The sequence below is a fragment of the Halonotius roseus genome (genome assembly GCF_006861655.1).
GTDB classification, from domain to species: Archaea; Halobacteriota; Halobacteria; order Halobacteriales; family Haloferacaceae; genus Halonotius; species Halonotius roseus.
On the sequence record NZ_SESI01000002.1, the window covers coordinates 192,689 to 205,835 of the forward strand.

11 protein-coding genes are annotated in these 13,147 nt (G+C 63.1%); 6 read left to right on the top strand and 5 right to left on the bottom strand.

The features are described 5' to 3' along the window. Positions 1-137 precede the first annotated feature (137 nt). A complete protein-coding gene (locus EWF95_RS13830; protein WP_321167591.1) occupies positions 138-449 on the bottom strand; it encodes a HalOD1 output domain-containing protein in 312 nt (103 codons plus the stop codon). A gap of 152 nt (positions 450-601) precedes the next feature. Between EWF95_RS13830 and EWF95_RS07025 the strand changes: the two genes are divergently transcribed. The 3 genes from EWF95_RS07025 to EWF95_RS07035 all read left to right on the top strand — a co-directional run bounded on the left by EWF95_RS07025 (position 602) and on the right by EWF95_RS07035 (position 4,332). Continuing rightward, positions 602-2,248 carry an oligosaccharide flippase family protein gene (locus EWF95_RS07025; protein ID WP_221886624.1) on the top strand — a complete coding sequence of 549 codons (1,647 nt, stop codon included), beginning with the start codon at positions 602-604 and terminating at the stop codon, positions 2,246-2,248. A gap of 86 nt (positions 2,249-2,334) precedes the next feature. Further along, positions 2,335-3,531, top strand: a complete 1,197-nt coding sequence (locus EWF95_RS07030) for a carboxylate--amine ligase (protein WP_142443366.1) — start codon at positions 2,335-2,337, stop codon at positions 3,529-3,531. Between the two features lie 33 nt (positions 3,532-3,564). Further along, entirely contained in the window at positions 3,565-4,332 is a 768-nt protein-coding gene (locus tag EWF95_RS07035) for an SDR family NAD(P)-dependent oxidoreductase (RefSeq protein ID WP_142443367.1), read from the top strand. A 21-nt stretch (positions 4,333-4,353) separates the two neighbouring features. Here the strand turns inward: EWF95_RS07035 and EWF95_RS07040 are convergent, their stop codons facing one another. Further along, the gene (locus EWF95_RS07040) at positions 4,354-4,773 is read right to left on the bottom strand and encodes a DUF6069 family protein (RefSeq protein ID WP_142443368.1); all 420 of its coding nucleotides are present in this window, start codon (positions 4,771-4,773) and stop codon (positions 4,354-4,356) included. Between the two features lie 271 nt (positions 4,774-5,044). Here EWF95_RS07040 and EWF95_RS07045 point away from each other — a divergent pair, with 271 nt between their 5' ends. Then, complete coding sequence (locus tag EWF95_RS07045; protein ID WP_185911731.1) at positions 5,045-5,923, top strand: NmrA/HSCARG family protein; 879 nt, start codon at positions 5,045-5,047, stop codon at positions 5,921-5,923. A gap of 31 nt (positions 5,924-5,954) precedes the next feature. Here EWF95_RS07045 and EWF95_RS07050 read toward each other — a convergent pair whose 3' ends face one another. The 3 genes from EWF95_RS07050 to EWF95_RS07060 form a co-directional block, all read right to left on the bottom strand. Further along, positions 5,955-7,217, bottom strand: a complete 1,263-nt coding sequence (locus EWF95_RS07050) for a glycosyltransferase (RefSeq protein WP_142443370.1) — start codon at positions 7,215-7,217, stop codon at positions 5,955-5,957. Next, a complete protein-coding gene (locus EWF95_RS07055; protein WP_142443371.1) occupies positions 7,214-8,611 on the bottom strand; it encodes a hypothetical protein in 1,398 nt (465 codons plus the stop codon). The genes EWF95_RS07050 and EWF95_RS07055 overlap by 4 nt, the downstream gene beginning before the upstream one ends. 93 nt (positions 8,612-8,704) lie before the next feature. Further along, entirely contained in the window at positions 8,705-11,095 is a 2,391-nt protein-coding gene (locus EWF95_RS07060) for a right-handed parallel beta-helix repeat-containing protein (protein ID WP_142443372.1), read from the bottom strand. Between the two features lie 343 nt (positions 11,096-11,438). Between EWF95_RS07060 and EWF95_RS07065 the strand changes: the two genes are divergently transcribed. Beyond that, positions 11,439-12,254 carry an AAC(3) family N-acetyltransferase gene (locus EWF95_RS07065; protein WP_142443373.1) on the top strand — a complete coding sequence of 272 codons (816 nt, stop codon included), beginning with the start codon at positions 11,439-11,441 and terminating at the stop codon, positions 12,252-12,254. Positions 12,255-12,330: 76 nt separating this feature from the next. Continuing rightward, positions 12,331-13,140, top strand: a complete 810-nt coding sequence (locus tag EWF95_RS07070) for a polysaccharide deacetylase family protein (protein WP_142443374.1) — start codon at positions 12,331-12,333, stop codon at positions 13,138-13,140. The last annotated feature ends 7 nt before the right edge of the window (positions 13,141-13,147 follow it).

Below are 13,147 nucleotides of genomic sequence, written 5' to 3' on the forward strand. Positions count from 1 at the left end.
ACTGACCGAGCGGTATCGATCCTGTGGGCTGTTCACGTGGCTACATCGATCGATTACAGGAGTAGTAACGTTTCCTTACCATAAGCGGTCGCTCGACAACGTACGCTGTGAGAACAGATCTCCCCTCGAAGCCGGGGTTATTCGCGGATCGTGATCTCGCCGTCAGCGGTCGCGGTTACCTCGTAACCATCGACAGGGAAGGTCACCTGACCGGTTCGCTGACTCTCGTTGATCGGGCCAAACAGGTCATCAAGCGCGTCGAGGTCGATATGATCGAAAACGATCGTATCGCCGTGTTCGGCGTCGAACCCCGGAATCTCATCAAGTGCCATCAGAACCCGCGTACTGAGTGAGTCGCCCGATGTCGAATCAGAGGAAGACTGGTATACGACAGAGCCGTCCGTCTGTCTCTCTGTCGACGACACACATTCGCGTGACATTGATTTCATATAGAGGATGTAAATATTAACTGTTTCGTGTCATGCGTAATAGTGGTAGTTAAGCTATAACTACAGTCTGGTGAGAGGTTAGAGAAGCTAATGTGTGTACCGAGCCCCGAACCGTGGGTTTGGGGCAGGTTCGACCGTGAGACCGTGATCGAATGTGCAACCACACCGCCGAGTCACACTGCGAGCCCATCGCTACGCCCGACAGCTGGCCCGCTGTCGACAACGACTGGCTGTCCGCTGTCGGCAACGACCGAGTATCCACCGTCGACAGCCACGACCACCCACTCGTTGCACTCGTTATGAAGGGAACGACACAGCTGTTTCGGCGGTTCCTCTCGCTGCTCGGCCCGAAGCTGATAACGACGATCCTGGCGGTGGTCTCGACGCCCGTGATCGTACGGCTGTTAGGCCCGGCGAGCTACGGCGATTACGCCGTGTTGCTCTCGGTGTACTCGCTGTATATGATCCCGATCAGCGCGGCGATCACCGAGGGCGTCCAGAAGTTTCTCGCCGAGGAGCGCGACACCGAGGCGTGGATCGAGCGCGTCCTGCAGTTCTATCTCGGCGTCGCCCTGCTGTTGGCACTCGTCGGGAGCGGCGTGCTCCTCGTCGTCACGGATCTCGGCGTCGCCGAACGGGTCGGTGAGGGGTTCACGCGCTACTTCTATCTGCTGGCGGGGTTCGTCTTCGTCGGCCAGTTCCGGGCGTTGTCGATGCACTCGCTGCTCGGCTTCGGCTTCGAACAGGTCAAAGGCCCACTTGGCGTGCTGAAGAAGGGGCTCACCGTCGGCGTCGGCATCGGGCTCGTCGCGGGCGGGTTGGGCGTCGTCGGGATGCTTCTCGGCCACATCGTCGCCAACGCACTGACGGCGATCATCGCGGGGGCTGTCATCCTCCGCCGGATCTCGCTGCGGGAGCTGTTCAGCCTGCCCGACTCACTTCCCTATCGGGAATTTCTCTCGTTTAATGGGCTCAACATCGTGCTCGTGTTGCTCGTGATGTCGCTGTTTCACGTCGATGTCATCATGGTTCGCACGCTCGTCGGCGACGAGGCGACCGGCTACTACAAGGCCGCCCTCTCGCTGGCGGAGTATATCTGGATTGTGCCGATCGTCCTTCAGGGCCTGCTGCTGCATTCAAGTTCAACGCTGTGGAGCGAGAACCGGTACGACGAGCTCTCGGCACTTGCCGGTCGGATCACCCGCTATACAGCCCTGCTGGTCGTGTTGATGGCGATCGGCCTCGGGACGCTGGCCGACCGGGTCGTTCCGCTCTACTACGGCGAGCCCTTCGCGGTGGCAACGACACCGCTGTTGCTGTTGCTGCCGGGGGCGGTCGGCTTCGCGGTCGCCCGCCCGCTGCAGGCGATCTGTCAGGGCTCCGGGCAGCTCCGCGTGCTCATCGCCGCCGTCGGCGTTGCGGCCGCGCTCAACGTCGGCTTGAACGCCGCGCTCATCCCGCTGTTCGGGATGAATGGCGCGGCGACAGCGACCAGCGTCGCCTACGGCTCGATGTTCGTCCTGCTCGTGTGGGCCTCCCGCCGCCTCGGCTACGACCCGGTGGCGGATCTCCGGGCGGCCCGGATCGGCCTGACGGCAGCTCTCGCCGGCGGCATCATCGTCGGCACCAGCCGACTGATCGACGCCGACTTCCTCGCGTTGGGGGTTGTCCCCGTTGTCGGTCTCGGTACCTTTTCGCTGCTGGCGATCACCCTCGGTGCGGTCGATACCGACGAGGTCGTCGAGATCCTGGCGAAGCTGCCGCTGCCAACGCGGGTTACGGCGTTGCTGCCGGGATAGTGGTGGGGCTGCAATCGGAGGAAATCGCGGCGACCGCGGGGTGGTAAGCAAACCATAACTTAGCACTCTTCGTGCCCGTTTCGACCATGTCACAGACGGACGCCGACAGAGTGATCGTGCCGGCAATCGGAACCGGCGGCTCGCTCAGCGTGATTCGTTCCCTCGGGCAAGCGGGGTATACGACGATGGCAGTTTCGGAAAAACAGCGACCGCCGTCGTTTAGCTCGCGGCACTGCGACGAACGATACCGGGTTCCATCGCCACAAACCGACCTCGACGGCTACGCCGACGCCCTCCTGACGCTCGCTGCCAACGACGATGTTGGCACGATCGTCCCGGTTCGGGAGCCGGATGTGTACGTACTTGCCGAACGCCGCGAGGAGTTCGCCGAGCACGTCGGCGTCCTCTGGCCGACGGCCGACGGTCTGAACAGGATTCACGACCGAAAACGGCTGTTTGCGGCCGCCGAGGACGCCGGCGTGTCGGTTCCCGAAACGATCCCGCTGGACGAAGTTGAGGACTGGAACCGCGAGCGGATCGTCAAAGGCCGCCACGCGATCCTCACCGCCGACAACGCCGAATCGGTGCCCGAGGGGGAGTTCCGGTCGCCGCCGAAGACGATCTTCCTCGAACCGGGCGAGGAGCCCGACGTCGAGGCGATCATCGACGCGATGGATCACGTCCCGATCACGCAGGCCTACGTCGACGGCACCGAGTACTGTTTCCGCGGGCTCTACGACGACGGCGAGGCGGTCGTCACCTCCCAGAAGAAACTGGTTCGCGGCTACAAGTACTGCCGCGGGCCGAGTATCTACCACGAAGCTGTCGAGGAGCCAGCCCTAGAGAAAGCGGGCCGCGCGCTGTTGGACGAACTCGATTACACCGGGATGGCGTCGGTCGGCTTCATCCGCGACAGCGACGGCGAGTTCAACCTCCTGGAAATCAACCCCCGAATCCCCTCCAGCCTGCCGATGGACATTCACGCCGGCCTCGATTACCCCAAATATTTCTGGGAGCTGGCGACCGAGGGCGCGGTCACCGCCGAACAGGACTATCAACCGGGAACAGCGAGCCACCTGCTCCGCGGCGAGGCCGTCCACCTCCACAGCGTCCTCCGCGAGGAGTACCCCCTCACCCCCCGGCCATCGGGAGCGGAAACGACCTGGGACATCGCCCGCTCGCTCGTCGAACAGCCACAGTTCGACTATCTCAGGCTCGACGACCCCGCGCCGTTCGTCCGCGATCTGACGAACGCAGGGCGGTCGATGGTGCCACTGCTCTAAGGACTGATCATCACAGAAGGTGGTAGATTTCTCATGGATTCGTCAGAGACAGGCCGTGTCGTCGTCCTCACGGGCGCAAACGAGGGCATCGGCTACGGGATGCTCACCGCACTCGTCGAAAGCGGGTACCGTGTTGCCGGCCTCGATGTTCGTGGCGACGCCATCGGGTCGTTGCAGGAATCAAACCCCGAAACCGTCCGCTACTACGACTGCGATGTGACCGTCGACGACGATGTCGAGCGCGCGGTCGAGGCTGTCATCGACGACTGGGATCGCATCGATATTCTGGTCAACAACGCGGCGGTGCTGAACTTCGGGTTTTTCGACGAGCAGACCTCAGAGGAGATGGATCGGGTGTTTGCGGTGAACTTCTTCGGTGCTGTCCAGCTGATCCGGGAAGTGCTACCCCACATGCGAGCGCAGAACGGCGGCATCATCCACAACGTCAGCTCCGGGGCCGGGCGGGTCGGCAACCCCGGATTAACCGGCTACGCCGCGACGAAAGGGGCGATCGAATCGTTTACGCGCTCGTTGCGCCATGAACTGCGGCACGAGCCCGTGACGTGTACGATCATGCATCCCCGACTGGCAGCGACACGCTCGGCGAACACACTCGGCTACCCGGCCTCACAGCTGAGCGATCCCGACGACGTGGGCCGCAAACTCGCCGGCAAGATCGAATCGACCCGCACCGTCATCTACGCCGACTGGGTGACGCGGATCGGGCTCTTCGTTGCCCGGCAAGTCCCGTCGCTCGTCACGCGAAGCACGGAACGGTTTCTCACGTCCCGCGAGCGGTGACAGCGTACTGAACTCCGCTTCCTACACGTCGACGACACCGAGAATGAACGCGACCAACGGCACCGCGACCAGGACGTGATAGACGACGAGGATCGCTTGGCCCGCGGTCGTAATCCCCATCGAGGGGGAAACTACCGCGACTGGGATGAGCATGAGCACGAAAACGCCCACCGCAACCGCGAGGAAGTTCCGGGCCGGCCGGTCGGTGACTGTGGCAAGCGCGGCGTAAACAAGTGCCGCACCGACCCCGGAGATGACTGTCGTCACGATCAGTGGGCCGGCCGCAAACGGCGACATCGCGCCCGACACACCGACATCGATACCGAGCGCGGTGACGATCGCCTGGGTCACCAGCAATGCGACGATAGCGACGACCACACCCAGTGTCGTCCGCCGGGCGAGCGCGCCGCCTGTTTCGGGAATCGGGTACCGACCACTCATAGCAGAGGTTTCCATGCCCCCTGTCGGCGGCCCCCGTATGTTAGTATATGGCACATATCGGTTGGTTCCGTGCCGATCTCGGCTGTGCGATCTCGGATACTGAGCTGAGACGGAAAGATCGTGTTACCCATCGAACCAACTGACGGCACATAACCAATCGGTGGCTAACAATACGGTTGCGCCGCAGACGACGAATCGGTATGACACACCAAGCGACATGGCACGGGTATCCGGATCGGACTCGATCAACCGACGGAAACGGGAGTCGCCGATGACGATGAACGTCCTCGTGACCGGCGCGACCGGCACGCAGGGCGGGAGCGTTGTGAGTCAGCTGCTCTCCGGCACATACGGTGCCTGCGATGTGTACGGGCTGACCCGGACAGCCACCGGTCACGCGGCTCGGACGCTCGAATCGCGTGGCGTGACCGTGCTTGAAGGTGATCTCACCGACGCCGAACGGATGCGTGAGTGCTGTACGGACATGGACGCCGTCTTCGGCGTGACGACGTTCTTCGAGGCGGGCACCGACGCCGAAACCGAACAGGGCATCACGCTCGCCGAGGCCGCCGACGATGCCGGCGTCGAGCGGTTCGTGTTCTCCTCGGTCGGGCGTGCCGACGAGGCCCCGCTGGCGCATTTCGCCTCGAAAGCACAGATCGAGAAACGAGTCAAGGAACTCGGCTTCGAGCATACGATCCTCCGACCGGTGTTCTTCATGCAGAACTTCGCCACCTACCACGGCGAGGAACTCGACGAGGGAACCTTGTCGATGCCGATGGCACCGGACACGCCGCTCGCACTCCTCGATGCGATGGATATCGGCAAGGCCGTCGGGATGGCACTACAAGACGGCGACCGCTTCGGCGGGAAGACCATCGAACTCGCCGGCGACAACCGGACACCCGTGGAGATCGCCACGGCCCTCTCGACGGAACTCGGCCACGAGATCACCCACGTTCGGCCTGATCTCGACGACTACCGCGCGATGGCCGGCGACGAAATGGCCGAGATGTACGACTGGTTCGACACGGTCGGCTACGGATCGAACCCGACAGCCGACGCGGAAGCCTACGGGCTCAACCCGAACGATTTCGCGTCGTTCCTCTCGAAAGGGGAACCGTTCCAATCCGTCCAGCCGGGCGTCTGAAACAGCAGGCGGGAACCGGTTGCTCGGCAGCTCAGTCCTGGTCGGTTGCCGATTCTGCTGTGTCGGCTACCGATGTTGTTTCGTCGGCTGTCGATTCCGCCGTGTCGGCTGTCGACCCTGTTTCGTCGGCTGTCGGCTCGGGCTGCTTTTCCGCATCCAACGGCGAGCCCTGCAGCACCCGCCCCGCCGCAACGACCTCGACAGCCGACAGCGGGTACGCCGACGCCGGCCGTGGCGACCGTGTCAACCCCTCTGCCACGCCGACGATAGCGAGCGTCTTGGTAGCGAGGAAGTCGACGGCCCCTTGCAGCCCACGCTTACTTGCGATCACCGCGAACCCGATCGCCGAGAACACCAGCCAGCCGACCAACAGCGGGGTAAACACCAGCGACACCACACCGGCCGCGAACCACGCCACTAACCCGAGTTTGTATCGCTGGCGACGGAGCAACAGCCGCAGGATCGCGGGCTCGCCGAGCCACTTGCGGATCGTCTGGCCGGGCGCGACGTAGTAGCCCTGTCGCCACCGCCGCAGCGGCTCCGGGATCTCGGGGTCGTCGTCGTGGGTCGCCGAGACTTCCGGCAACCGTACTAATCGCTTGCCGGCGGTCGTCAACTGGAAGCCGACATCCACGTCCTCATACCCCTGCAGCCAGGGATCGAAGCCGCCGATCGCGGCGAGGGCGGCGGCGTCATAGAGGGTGACGCCGCCGATCTTGTTGACCTCCCTGACGCCGGTCTGTATCGACTCATCAAGACAGCCCTCAACGCCGACAGTATCCTCGTTGTTCCGGAGGTAGTCGATCGCTCGCGGCAGCCACGTCTCGGTCAGTGTCATATCGCCGTCGACGTGGAGCACCAACTCACCGCGAGCGACCTGGTCACCGACGAACCGACCTGCCCCACAGGAGACGGTGTGTTCCTCCGGGATGCGAAGGATCGTCACCGGGTATCTGCGGGCGCGTTCGATCGTCCGGTCGGTCGACGCGGAGTCGACGAGGATCACCTCGAAGGCGGAGACGCCACGACAGGCCGCGAACACGCTCTCGATGCAGTCTTCGACCTGATCCGCCTCGTTTTCGGTGATGATGACAACCGACAGCGGGATCGCTCCCTTCTCGGCTGGTGTCGTCGGATCGATCTCCCTGACCGTGCGGTCATCGTCGGCTGTGGGTGCGGCCGCCGACTCGGCTGCTGTCGATTCAGCCCCTGTCGACCCGTTGGCCCCCATCGATTCAGCCGCTGTCGACTCGCTGGCTTCTGTCGACTCCGCTGTCGTGTCGGTTGCGGTCATCGGGCACTCTCCGGGGCGAAATCGCCATCGGTTGCACTCATCTCGTCGATCTCCTCGCGGCCGTCGGGCGTGACGAGCGTGGTGTTCTCGATCTCCAGCGTCGCGTTCTGTAGGACGAGCGGATGGTTGGTCACATCGATCGTGGAGTCGACGAGCCGGCAGTCAGCCGAGTCTCGAAAGACGATGCCGGTGCGGTTCTCACCGGATCCCCCGATGGTGCAGTTCCGAAACACCGTTTCGTCGCGGCCCTCGACGAGCACTGCTTGTCCCTCGGCCGCGCTACCGCCGATGTCGATGGCCTCGAAGGTTGGCGTTTCCGGGTTGTCGGTGGTTTGGGCGAACAGCCGGATCGCGGCCGTCTCATTGCGATCGATCCGGATGCGCGTGTTCTGGACGGTCGCCCCGCCGTTGGTCTCATGGAAGACGATCCCGCCGTGGGTGAATCGGGAATCGTCGGTGATCCGAACCTCACAGTCATCGATGAGTTGGCCGTGGCCGCTGCGCAGCCGAAAGCCGCGGGCGTTGGCGGTGACATCGCCATCCGATGGCGGCGGCGCGTCGCTGATGGAGGTAACGCCGCGGGCGACCGACCCCGCCGAACCAAGTCGGACGTTGGCGACGTTGTTGTTCCGGTAGGTGCCACCCTCGACGTGGACGATCCCGCCCGCGCCGTCGGCGAGTCCCGGAGCCGAGGCGTACAGCCCGTTGTCGGTAAACCCATCGACAGAGCAGTTCCGGAAGATGAGATCGCCCGCGTGCTGTTTGCCGACGAAGACGCCGGTCAGCCACGAGTCGGTGCGTTCGTTGGCGATCTGGAGGCCATCGACGATGGCCGTCGCCGCCTCGTCAACGACATCGAGCCGGAACAGTGCGACCTGTTCGGGACACGCCCCCGGCGCGCGGATGTTGGCGGCGATCACATCGCCCGTGGCGGTGATCCGGATGATACCACCGGTCGAATCGCCGGTGAAATCGAACGTGACACCGTCTAACAGAAGGTTAGCAACGTTTTCGAGGTGGAGATACGAGCTGCCGCCCTCAACGCAGGTGCCCGACTCGGCGAGAAACGTTGGTCGACTGCGGCCCTGCCCGGCGATCCCGAAATCGCTGTACCCGCTGAGTGTGATCGGTTCGAGCAGGTAGCTGCCGTCGGGAAACGACAGCAGCGTGTCGTCGCCGGCATACCCCTCGATGATATCGTTGACCGGCTCCTCGCCGGTGGGGTCGGCCCCGGCCTCGACGGCGTCGACGACGGTGCCAAACTCGTCGGCGTGAGGAACGTCCGTCTCCGTGGGCGGGCGATCATCTAACAGCGTTGTCCCGATACCAGCACCGATCCCGACACCGCCAGCGATCCCCAATCCGATCAACAGCTTCCGACGGTCTAGCTCCATTTGTGCCGGCGAAAGCGTCCTGTGAGGATTGTTATGCTGTGGTTACGCTCACCGGAGCGAACCCCCGGGAGGGAGTTCCAGCGAACCCGGAAGTTAGCTTCGCCAGCCGTCGTAGCCCGGAATGATATCCGAATAGGAGACGTTGGCATCCTCGCCGTAGGCGTTGTCACCGAACTCGACGTTCGTCCACTCGGAGACGCCCTCCTGAACGATGGTCTGGCCGCCGGAGTCGGGTGAGCCGTTCGGATCGGGCGCGTTGTCGTTGAAGAACCAGTTGTCGTAGATCGTGGCGAGGTCGTCGGGCACGCCACGGATGTCGACCGCGTGGTTCAGGTTGTCGTCCCACTCCCTGCGGACGGTTTCGACCACGTTGTTGTGGATCTCGTAGCGGTCGCCGGCGGGATCGTGGGCGTCGATGTTGTGCATCACTTCGGTCGGCCCGAAGTGGTTGTATCGGCAGATGTACCCTGGGTTGTCGCCGCCACTTGCCACCGAGTGACGGTTGTAGTTGAAGTAGTTGTACTCGATGACCGGCGTCCCGGAGCTGGCTGAGACGCCGTAGCCGAGACCGCTTTTGTTGTTCTCCCGGATCACGTTGTGGTGGATGTAGGCACCGTCGCCCTCGTCGACATCGATGCCGGCGTAGGCGAAGCCCCACACCTCGCAGTTGTCGACTTCGCTCGCGCCGTGGAGCTGCACACCGTGGGCGTAATCGCCGCTCGTGTCGTCACCGGGGTGTGGGCCTCTGAGTTGGATCCCAGTTAGGCGGGCATCGTCTTTCAGATCGAGCAGCTTCGAGGGCTCTTCGTCGGTGTGGAGCAGCCCGCCGGCCGCGCCGTCGATCCCGCGGTCGGAGGCCAGCGTCACCCCGTCGTCGACATCGTAGGTTCGATCACCGAGTTCGATACTGGAGCCGCCGGCAACGTAGACGACATCGCCGGCACCCGCCGCCGACAGCCCGTCGACGAATTCGCCGTGGCTTCGCACCACGTAGTCGGCCGCCGACTGCGAAACGGTGTTGGCGTAGCCCGCGCCGCCGCCGAGCGTGCCGTCGCCGCTCGGTTCGGTCGTCGAAACGCCGTCGCCGTCGTCCTGCCACGGGAAGCCGCGTTTCCAACTGTCGCCGGTTGCCCCGTCGCGTGGATACCAGTCGAGATCGGAGTCGTTGCCGTTGACCGTCGCGGCGGCGTCGCCGTCGACTGTCACGTCGAGCAGCCCGGTGTCGAAGGCGAAAGCGTGGGTGTCGCCGGCCTGGACGCGGCCGGCGGCCTTCGTGCCACCATCGCCGATCCAGAAGAACTCGTAGTCGATGACAGCGTCGTCGACCGTCGAGGGGATCATCGCGCCGCCGTCATCGACCTCGATGTAGTAGTCGACGTACTCCTCGCCGGTCGCTGCGACGGAGTACCAGTGGGTTCGCTCCTCGCCGTCGATCTGCCACGGGAAGTATCCCTTCCAGTGGTCGCCGGTCGCACCCTCGCGTGGGTAGTAGTCGAGATCCGAGGGGTTGCCGTCGACCGTCGCCGCTGCCTCGCCCTCGATGGTTACATCGAGGACGGTGGTATCGAAGGCGACAGCGTGGGTGTCGCCTGCCTGGACACGGCCGGCGGCTTTCGTGCCGTCCTCGTTGAGCCAGTGGAAGTCGGGTTCGATGATCGCGTCGTCGACCGTCGAGGCGACCATCTCCCCGCCCTCTTCGACCTCGATGTAGTAGTCGACGAAGGAGTCGCCGGTCGGCTCGACGGAGTACCAGTGGTCGCGGTTGACCTCGGTGTCGTCGGTGTCGGCCTCCTGGCCGGTCAGCTCGGTGACGGTGGTTTCCTCGCCGTTGAAAAAGACGGTGAAGTCGCCGGCGACCGGATCGATGCTCTTGACCGAGCCGGCGAGATCGTAGGTGTCGCCGGCTCCGTTTTCCGTCGAGCCCTCGACGAGCCAGCTGTCGTCGGTTTCGGTGATCGTGTCGCCCTCGTTGGCCGAGCGGTCACCGGCGTCGACGACCTTGGTGACGGTGTCGTCGCTCGTGATCTCGTAGTCGATCGTCGCATCGCTGCCGGCGACAAGCTGGAGTCGATCCGTGCTGGCCGGCTCGTCGTCGCCGTACAGCAGCGTGACCTCAGCCGTCCCGTCGACATCGAGATACGAGAGGGCACCGCTGAACTGGTAGGCATGGGTTTCCGTGGTGAGGCTGTTCGTCACGTGACCACCACTGCCGCTGGCCGAGTCGTTGGAGCCACGGTCTGGGTGGGCTGCAACTGACCCTGAGACCAGAAACTCGTAGGCTGCGGTCTCCGTCGAGCCGCTGCCGTCGATGATGATGCTGTGTGGAAGTTCGCTCGTGTTCGCGCTAACCCCGGCCGCGCCGGCCGTCCCGATAGCAAGGCCAACGCCGCTTAGCTGTAACAGTCGGCGGCGGCTGACGCCGGTGGTTGGTGTGGTGTTGTGCTCCCCGTCGTCGGCGGTAGGCGGATCGTTCCGTTTCGCCATGAACCGGTAAGCCACGGTTACTTTTATAGATATTTTTACAGGATAGTCGCCGGATACTGGCGGGAACGCTGCCGCTGGCGGCGACGAAGTCGACAGATACGAACCGCTTGCTATCCATCTGTTCATATCTGCCGATCACACGTCAGTTCGGCCGTAGGCACCGAATACCGCTGGTAAGCTGTTCCTACCGGCCGGTATCGGCCGTCTCACGGTCGTCCCACACGACCCCGGAATTCTCGCCCGCAGCCAACGCATCGAGGAGACACACCGTTCGCGGTGGCTGACGGACGACCCGACGAGTAATGGCTGATTACCTTTGCCGGTCGCTTCCCTCTCTCGGGAAGTGACTCGCGGAACCGTAACGACCGCCCGGCGGGCGGCAAACCTGCTCAAACACCAGACGCTCAAGCAGCTCAAGCTTCGGCAGGGCGCGTCACGGGCCTCGGTGGATCGCTTCGATGAGATCCTCGAAACCGAGGCCGCAGGCCACTCAACGGTGTTCGTCCACGCCGGGCTCAGTGATATTTCGTCGGCCTTCGAGACGAACCCCTACGAGTTCTTGATGGATCGACTGGACGACCACTTTGAGAACATCATCGCCACGGGGTTCACCGACTATTTCAAGCACTCCGGGGTGTATCACAAGGAGCACTCCCGGCCGAAAAACGGCACCTTCGTCGAGCTATTCCACGACGATGCCGACTATCGGACTGACGACGCGATGAAGTCCTTCCTCGTCAAAGGGGAGTATCGATTCGACGACTGTGTTCATCACGACTCCTACCACGAAAACGGCTGTTTCAGCAAGCTCGTCGACGACGACGTGCTCGTGTTCGACGTTGGAACCCACTGGATCACCTGCTCGCATCTCCACTATTTTGAATCCGCCTTCGACGTCGACTACGTGCAAGAGGTGACCTACGAGGGTGTCGACCTCACCGGTGGTTCGCCGGAACCGATCGAGCAAACCTGTGGCGAGTACGAATCGATGTTTTACTCCTGGAACAAGCCGAAGCTACAGCGACTGCTGTTGCGACACGACGCGCTCGCAAAATACGATCTGAACGGGTTGTTGCTGTGTTTTTTCACACTCGGTGATGTCGAGCGGATTCTCGGGGCAAAACTCAGGGACGATCCCTACTATCTGGTCACGCTGTGATTTCGGGTTGGGCTGACACGGCGTGTTCGTAGGCTGTTCCTACTTATCCGAGTCACCGGTGTACGGCGACGCACCGATGAATGAGACACTCAAAACAGGAGCACACGCCGCATGGGAGCTGTCGGCGTTCCTCGGCTACTATTCGGGGGTGTGGAAACTCGGCTCGAACAGCGCGAACAATATTCTTGGCTTTCACTCGGTTGGCGGTGGCTCCTGGGGGAATATTTCGCCCACGCGGTTTCGAGACTGTATCGACTACGTCGACAAAACCTTCGAGATCGTCGATGTCCCGACAGCGGTGTCGACATCGGCGTCGAAACAGGTCGCGCTCACCTTTGACGACGGATTCAAGGATTTTATCCGGAACGTCGTCCCGATCCTCCATGAGTACGACGCGCCGGCGACCGTCTTCGTCGTCGCCGAAACCCTCGACGACCCCTCCTTTACCCACATGTCGGGCACCGAAAACGAGTATTTGAGCCAGCAGGATATCGAGCGGCTCGTCGATGACGATCTGGTGACGATCGGCAACCATACACGGACGCATCCGTTTTTGAGCGAGTGCTCCGAGGACGAACTCCACGACGAGATAATCGGCGCGAAGGAACGGCTCGAAGGGCTGTTCGGCATCGACGTGACCCAGTTTAGCTATCCGGCAAACGATGTCTCCGATCGCGCGGCGGGAATCGTTCGGGACTCCCACGAGATCGGCTTGACACGCCGTGGGAACCGCGAGTTCGTCGATCCCGACGGGAACCCCGCGCTCGTGCCGCGGGTGAAAGGCGAACACCCCTCCTGGCGAGTTCGGTGGGAGCTGACAGATCTCGGTACAAACGTTGGACAGAGCGTGCAGACACACCTCGGCATCGAATCCAAGCTCGGGTAGGATCCCA

Excerpts from the sequence above, each read along its gene's own strand:
- EWF95_RS07070 (WP_142443374.1), top strand. The coding sequence starts at position 12,331 with ATGAATGAGACACTCAAAACAGGAGCACACGCCGCATGGGAGCTGTCG.
- EWF95_RS07045 (WP_185911731.1), top strand. The coding sequence starts at position 5,045 with ATGACGATGAACGTCCTCGTGACCGGCGCGACCGGCACGCAGGGCGGG.
- EWF95_RS13830 (WP_321167591.1), bottom strand. The coding sequence starts at position 449 with ATGAAATCAATGTCACGCGAATGTGTGTCGTCGACAGAGAGACAGACG.
- EWF95_RS07040 (WP_142443368.1), bottom strand. The coding sequence starts at position 4,773 with ATGAGTGGTCGGTACCCGATTCCCGAAACAGGCGGCGCGCTCGCCCGG.
- EWF95_RS07055 (WP_142443371.1), bottom strand. The coding sequence starts at position 8,611 with ATGGAGCTAGACCGTCGGAAGCTGTTGATCGGATTGGGGATCGCTGGC.
- EWF95_RS07035 (WP_142443367.1), top strand. The coding sequence starts at position 3,565 with ATGGATTCGTCAGAGACAGGCCGTGTCGTCGTCCTCACGGGCGCAAAC.
- EWF95_RS07025 (WP_221886624.1), top strand. The coding sequence starts at position 602 with ATGTGCAACCACACCGCCGAGTCACACTGCGAGCCCATCGCTACGCCC.
- EWF95_RS07060 (WP_142443372.1), bottom strand. The coding sequence starts at position 11,095 with ATGGCGAAACGGAACGATCCGCCTACCGCCGACGACGGGGAGCACAAC.
- EWF95_RS07030 (WP_142443366.1), top strand. The coding sequence starts at position 2,335 with ATGTCACAGACGGACGCCGACAGAGTGATCGTGCCGGCAATCGGAACC.
- EWF95_RS07050 (WP_142443370.1), bottom strand. The coding sequence starts at position 7,217 with ATGACCGCAACCGACACGACAGCGGAGTCGACAGAAGCCAGCGAGTCG.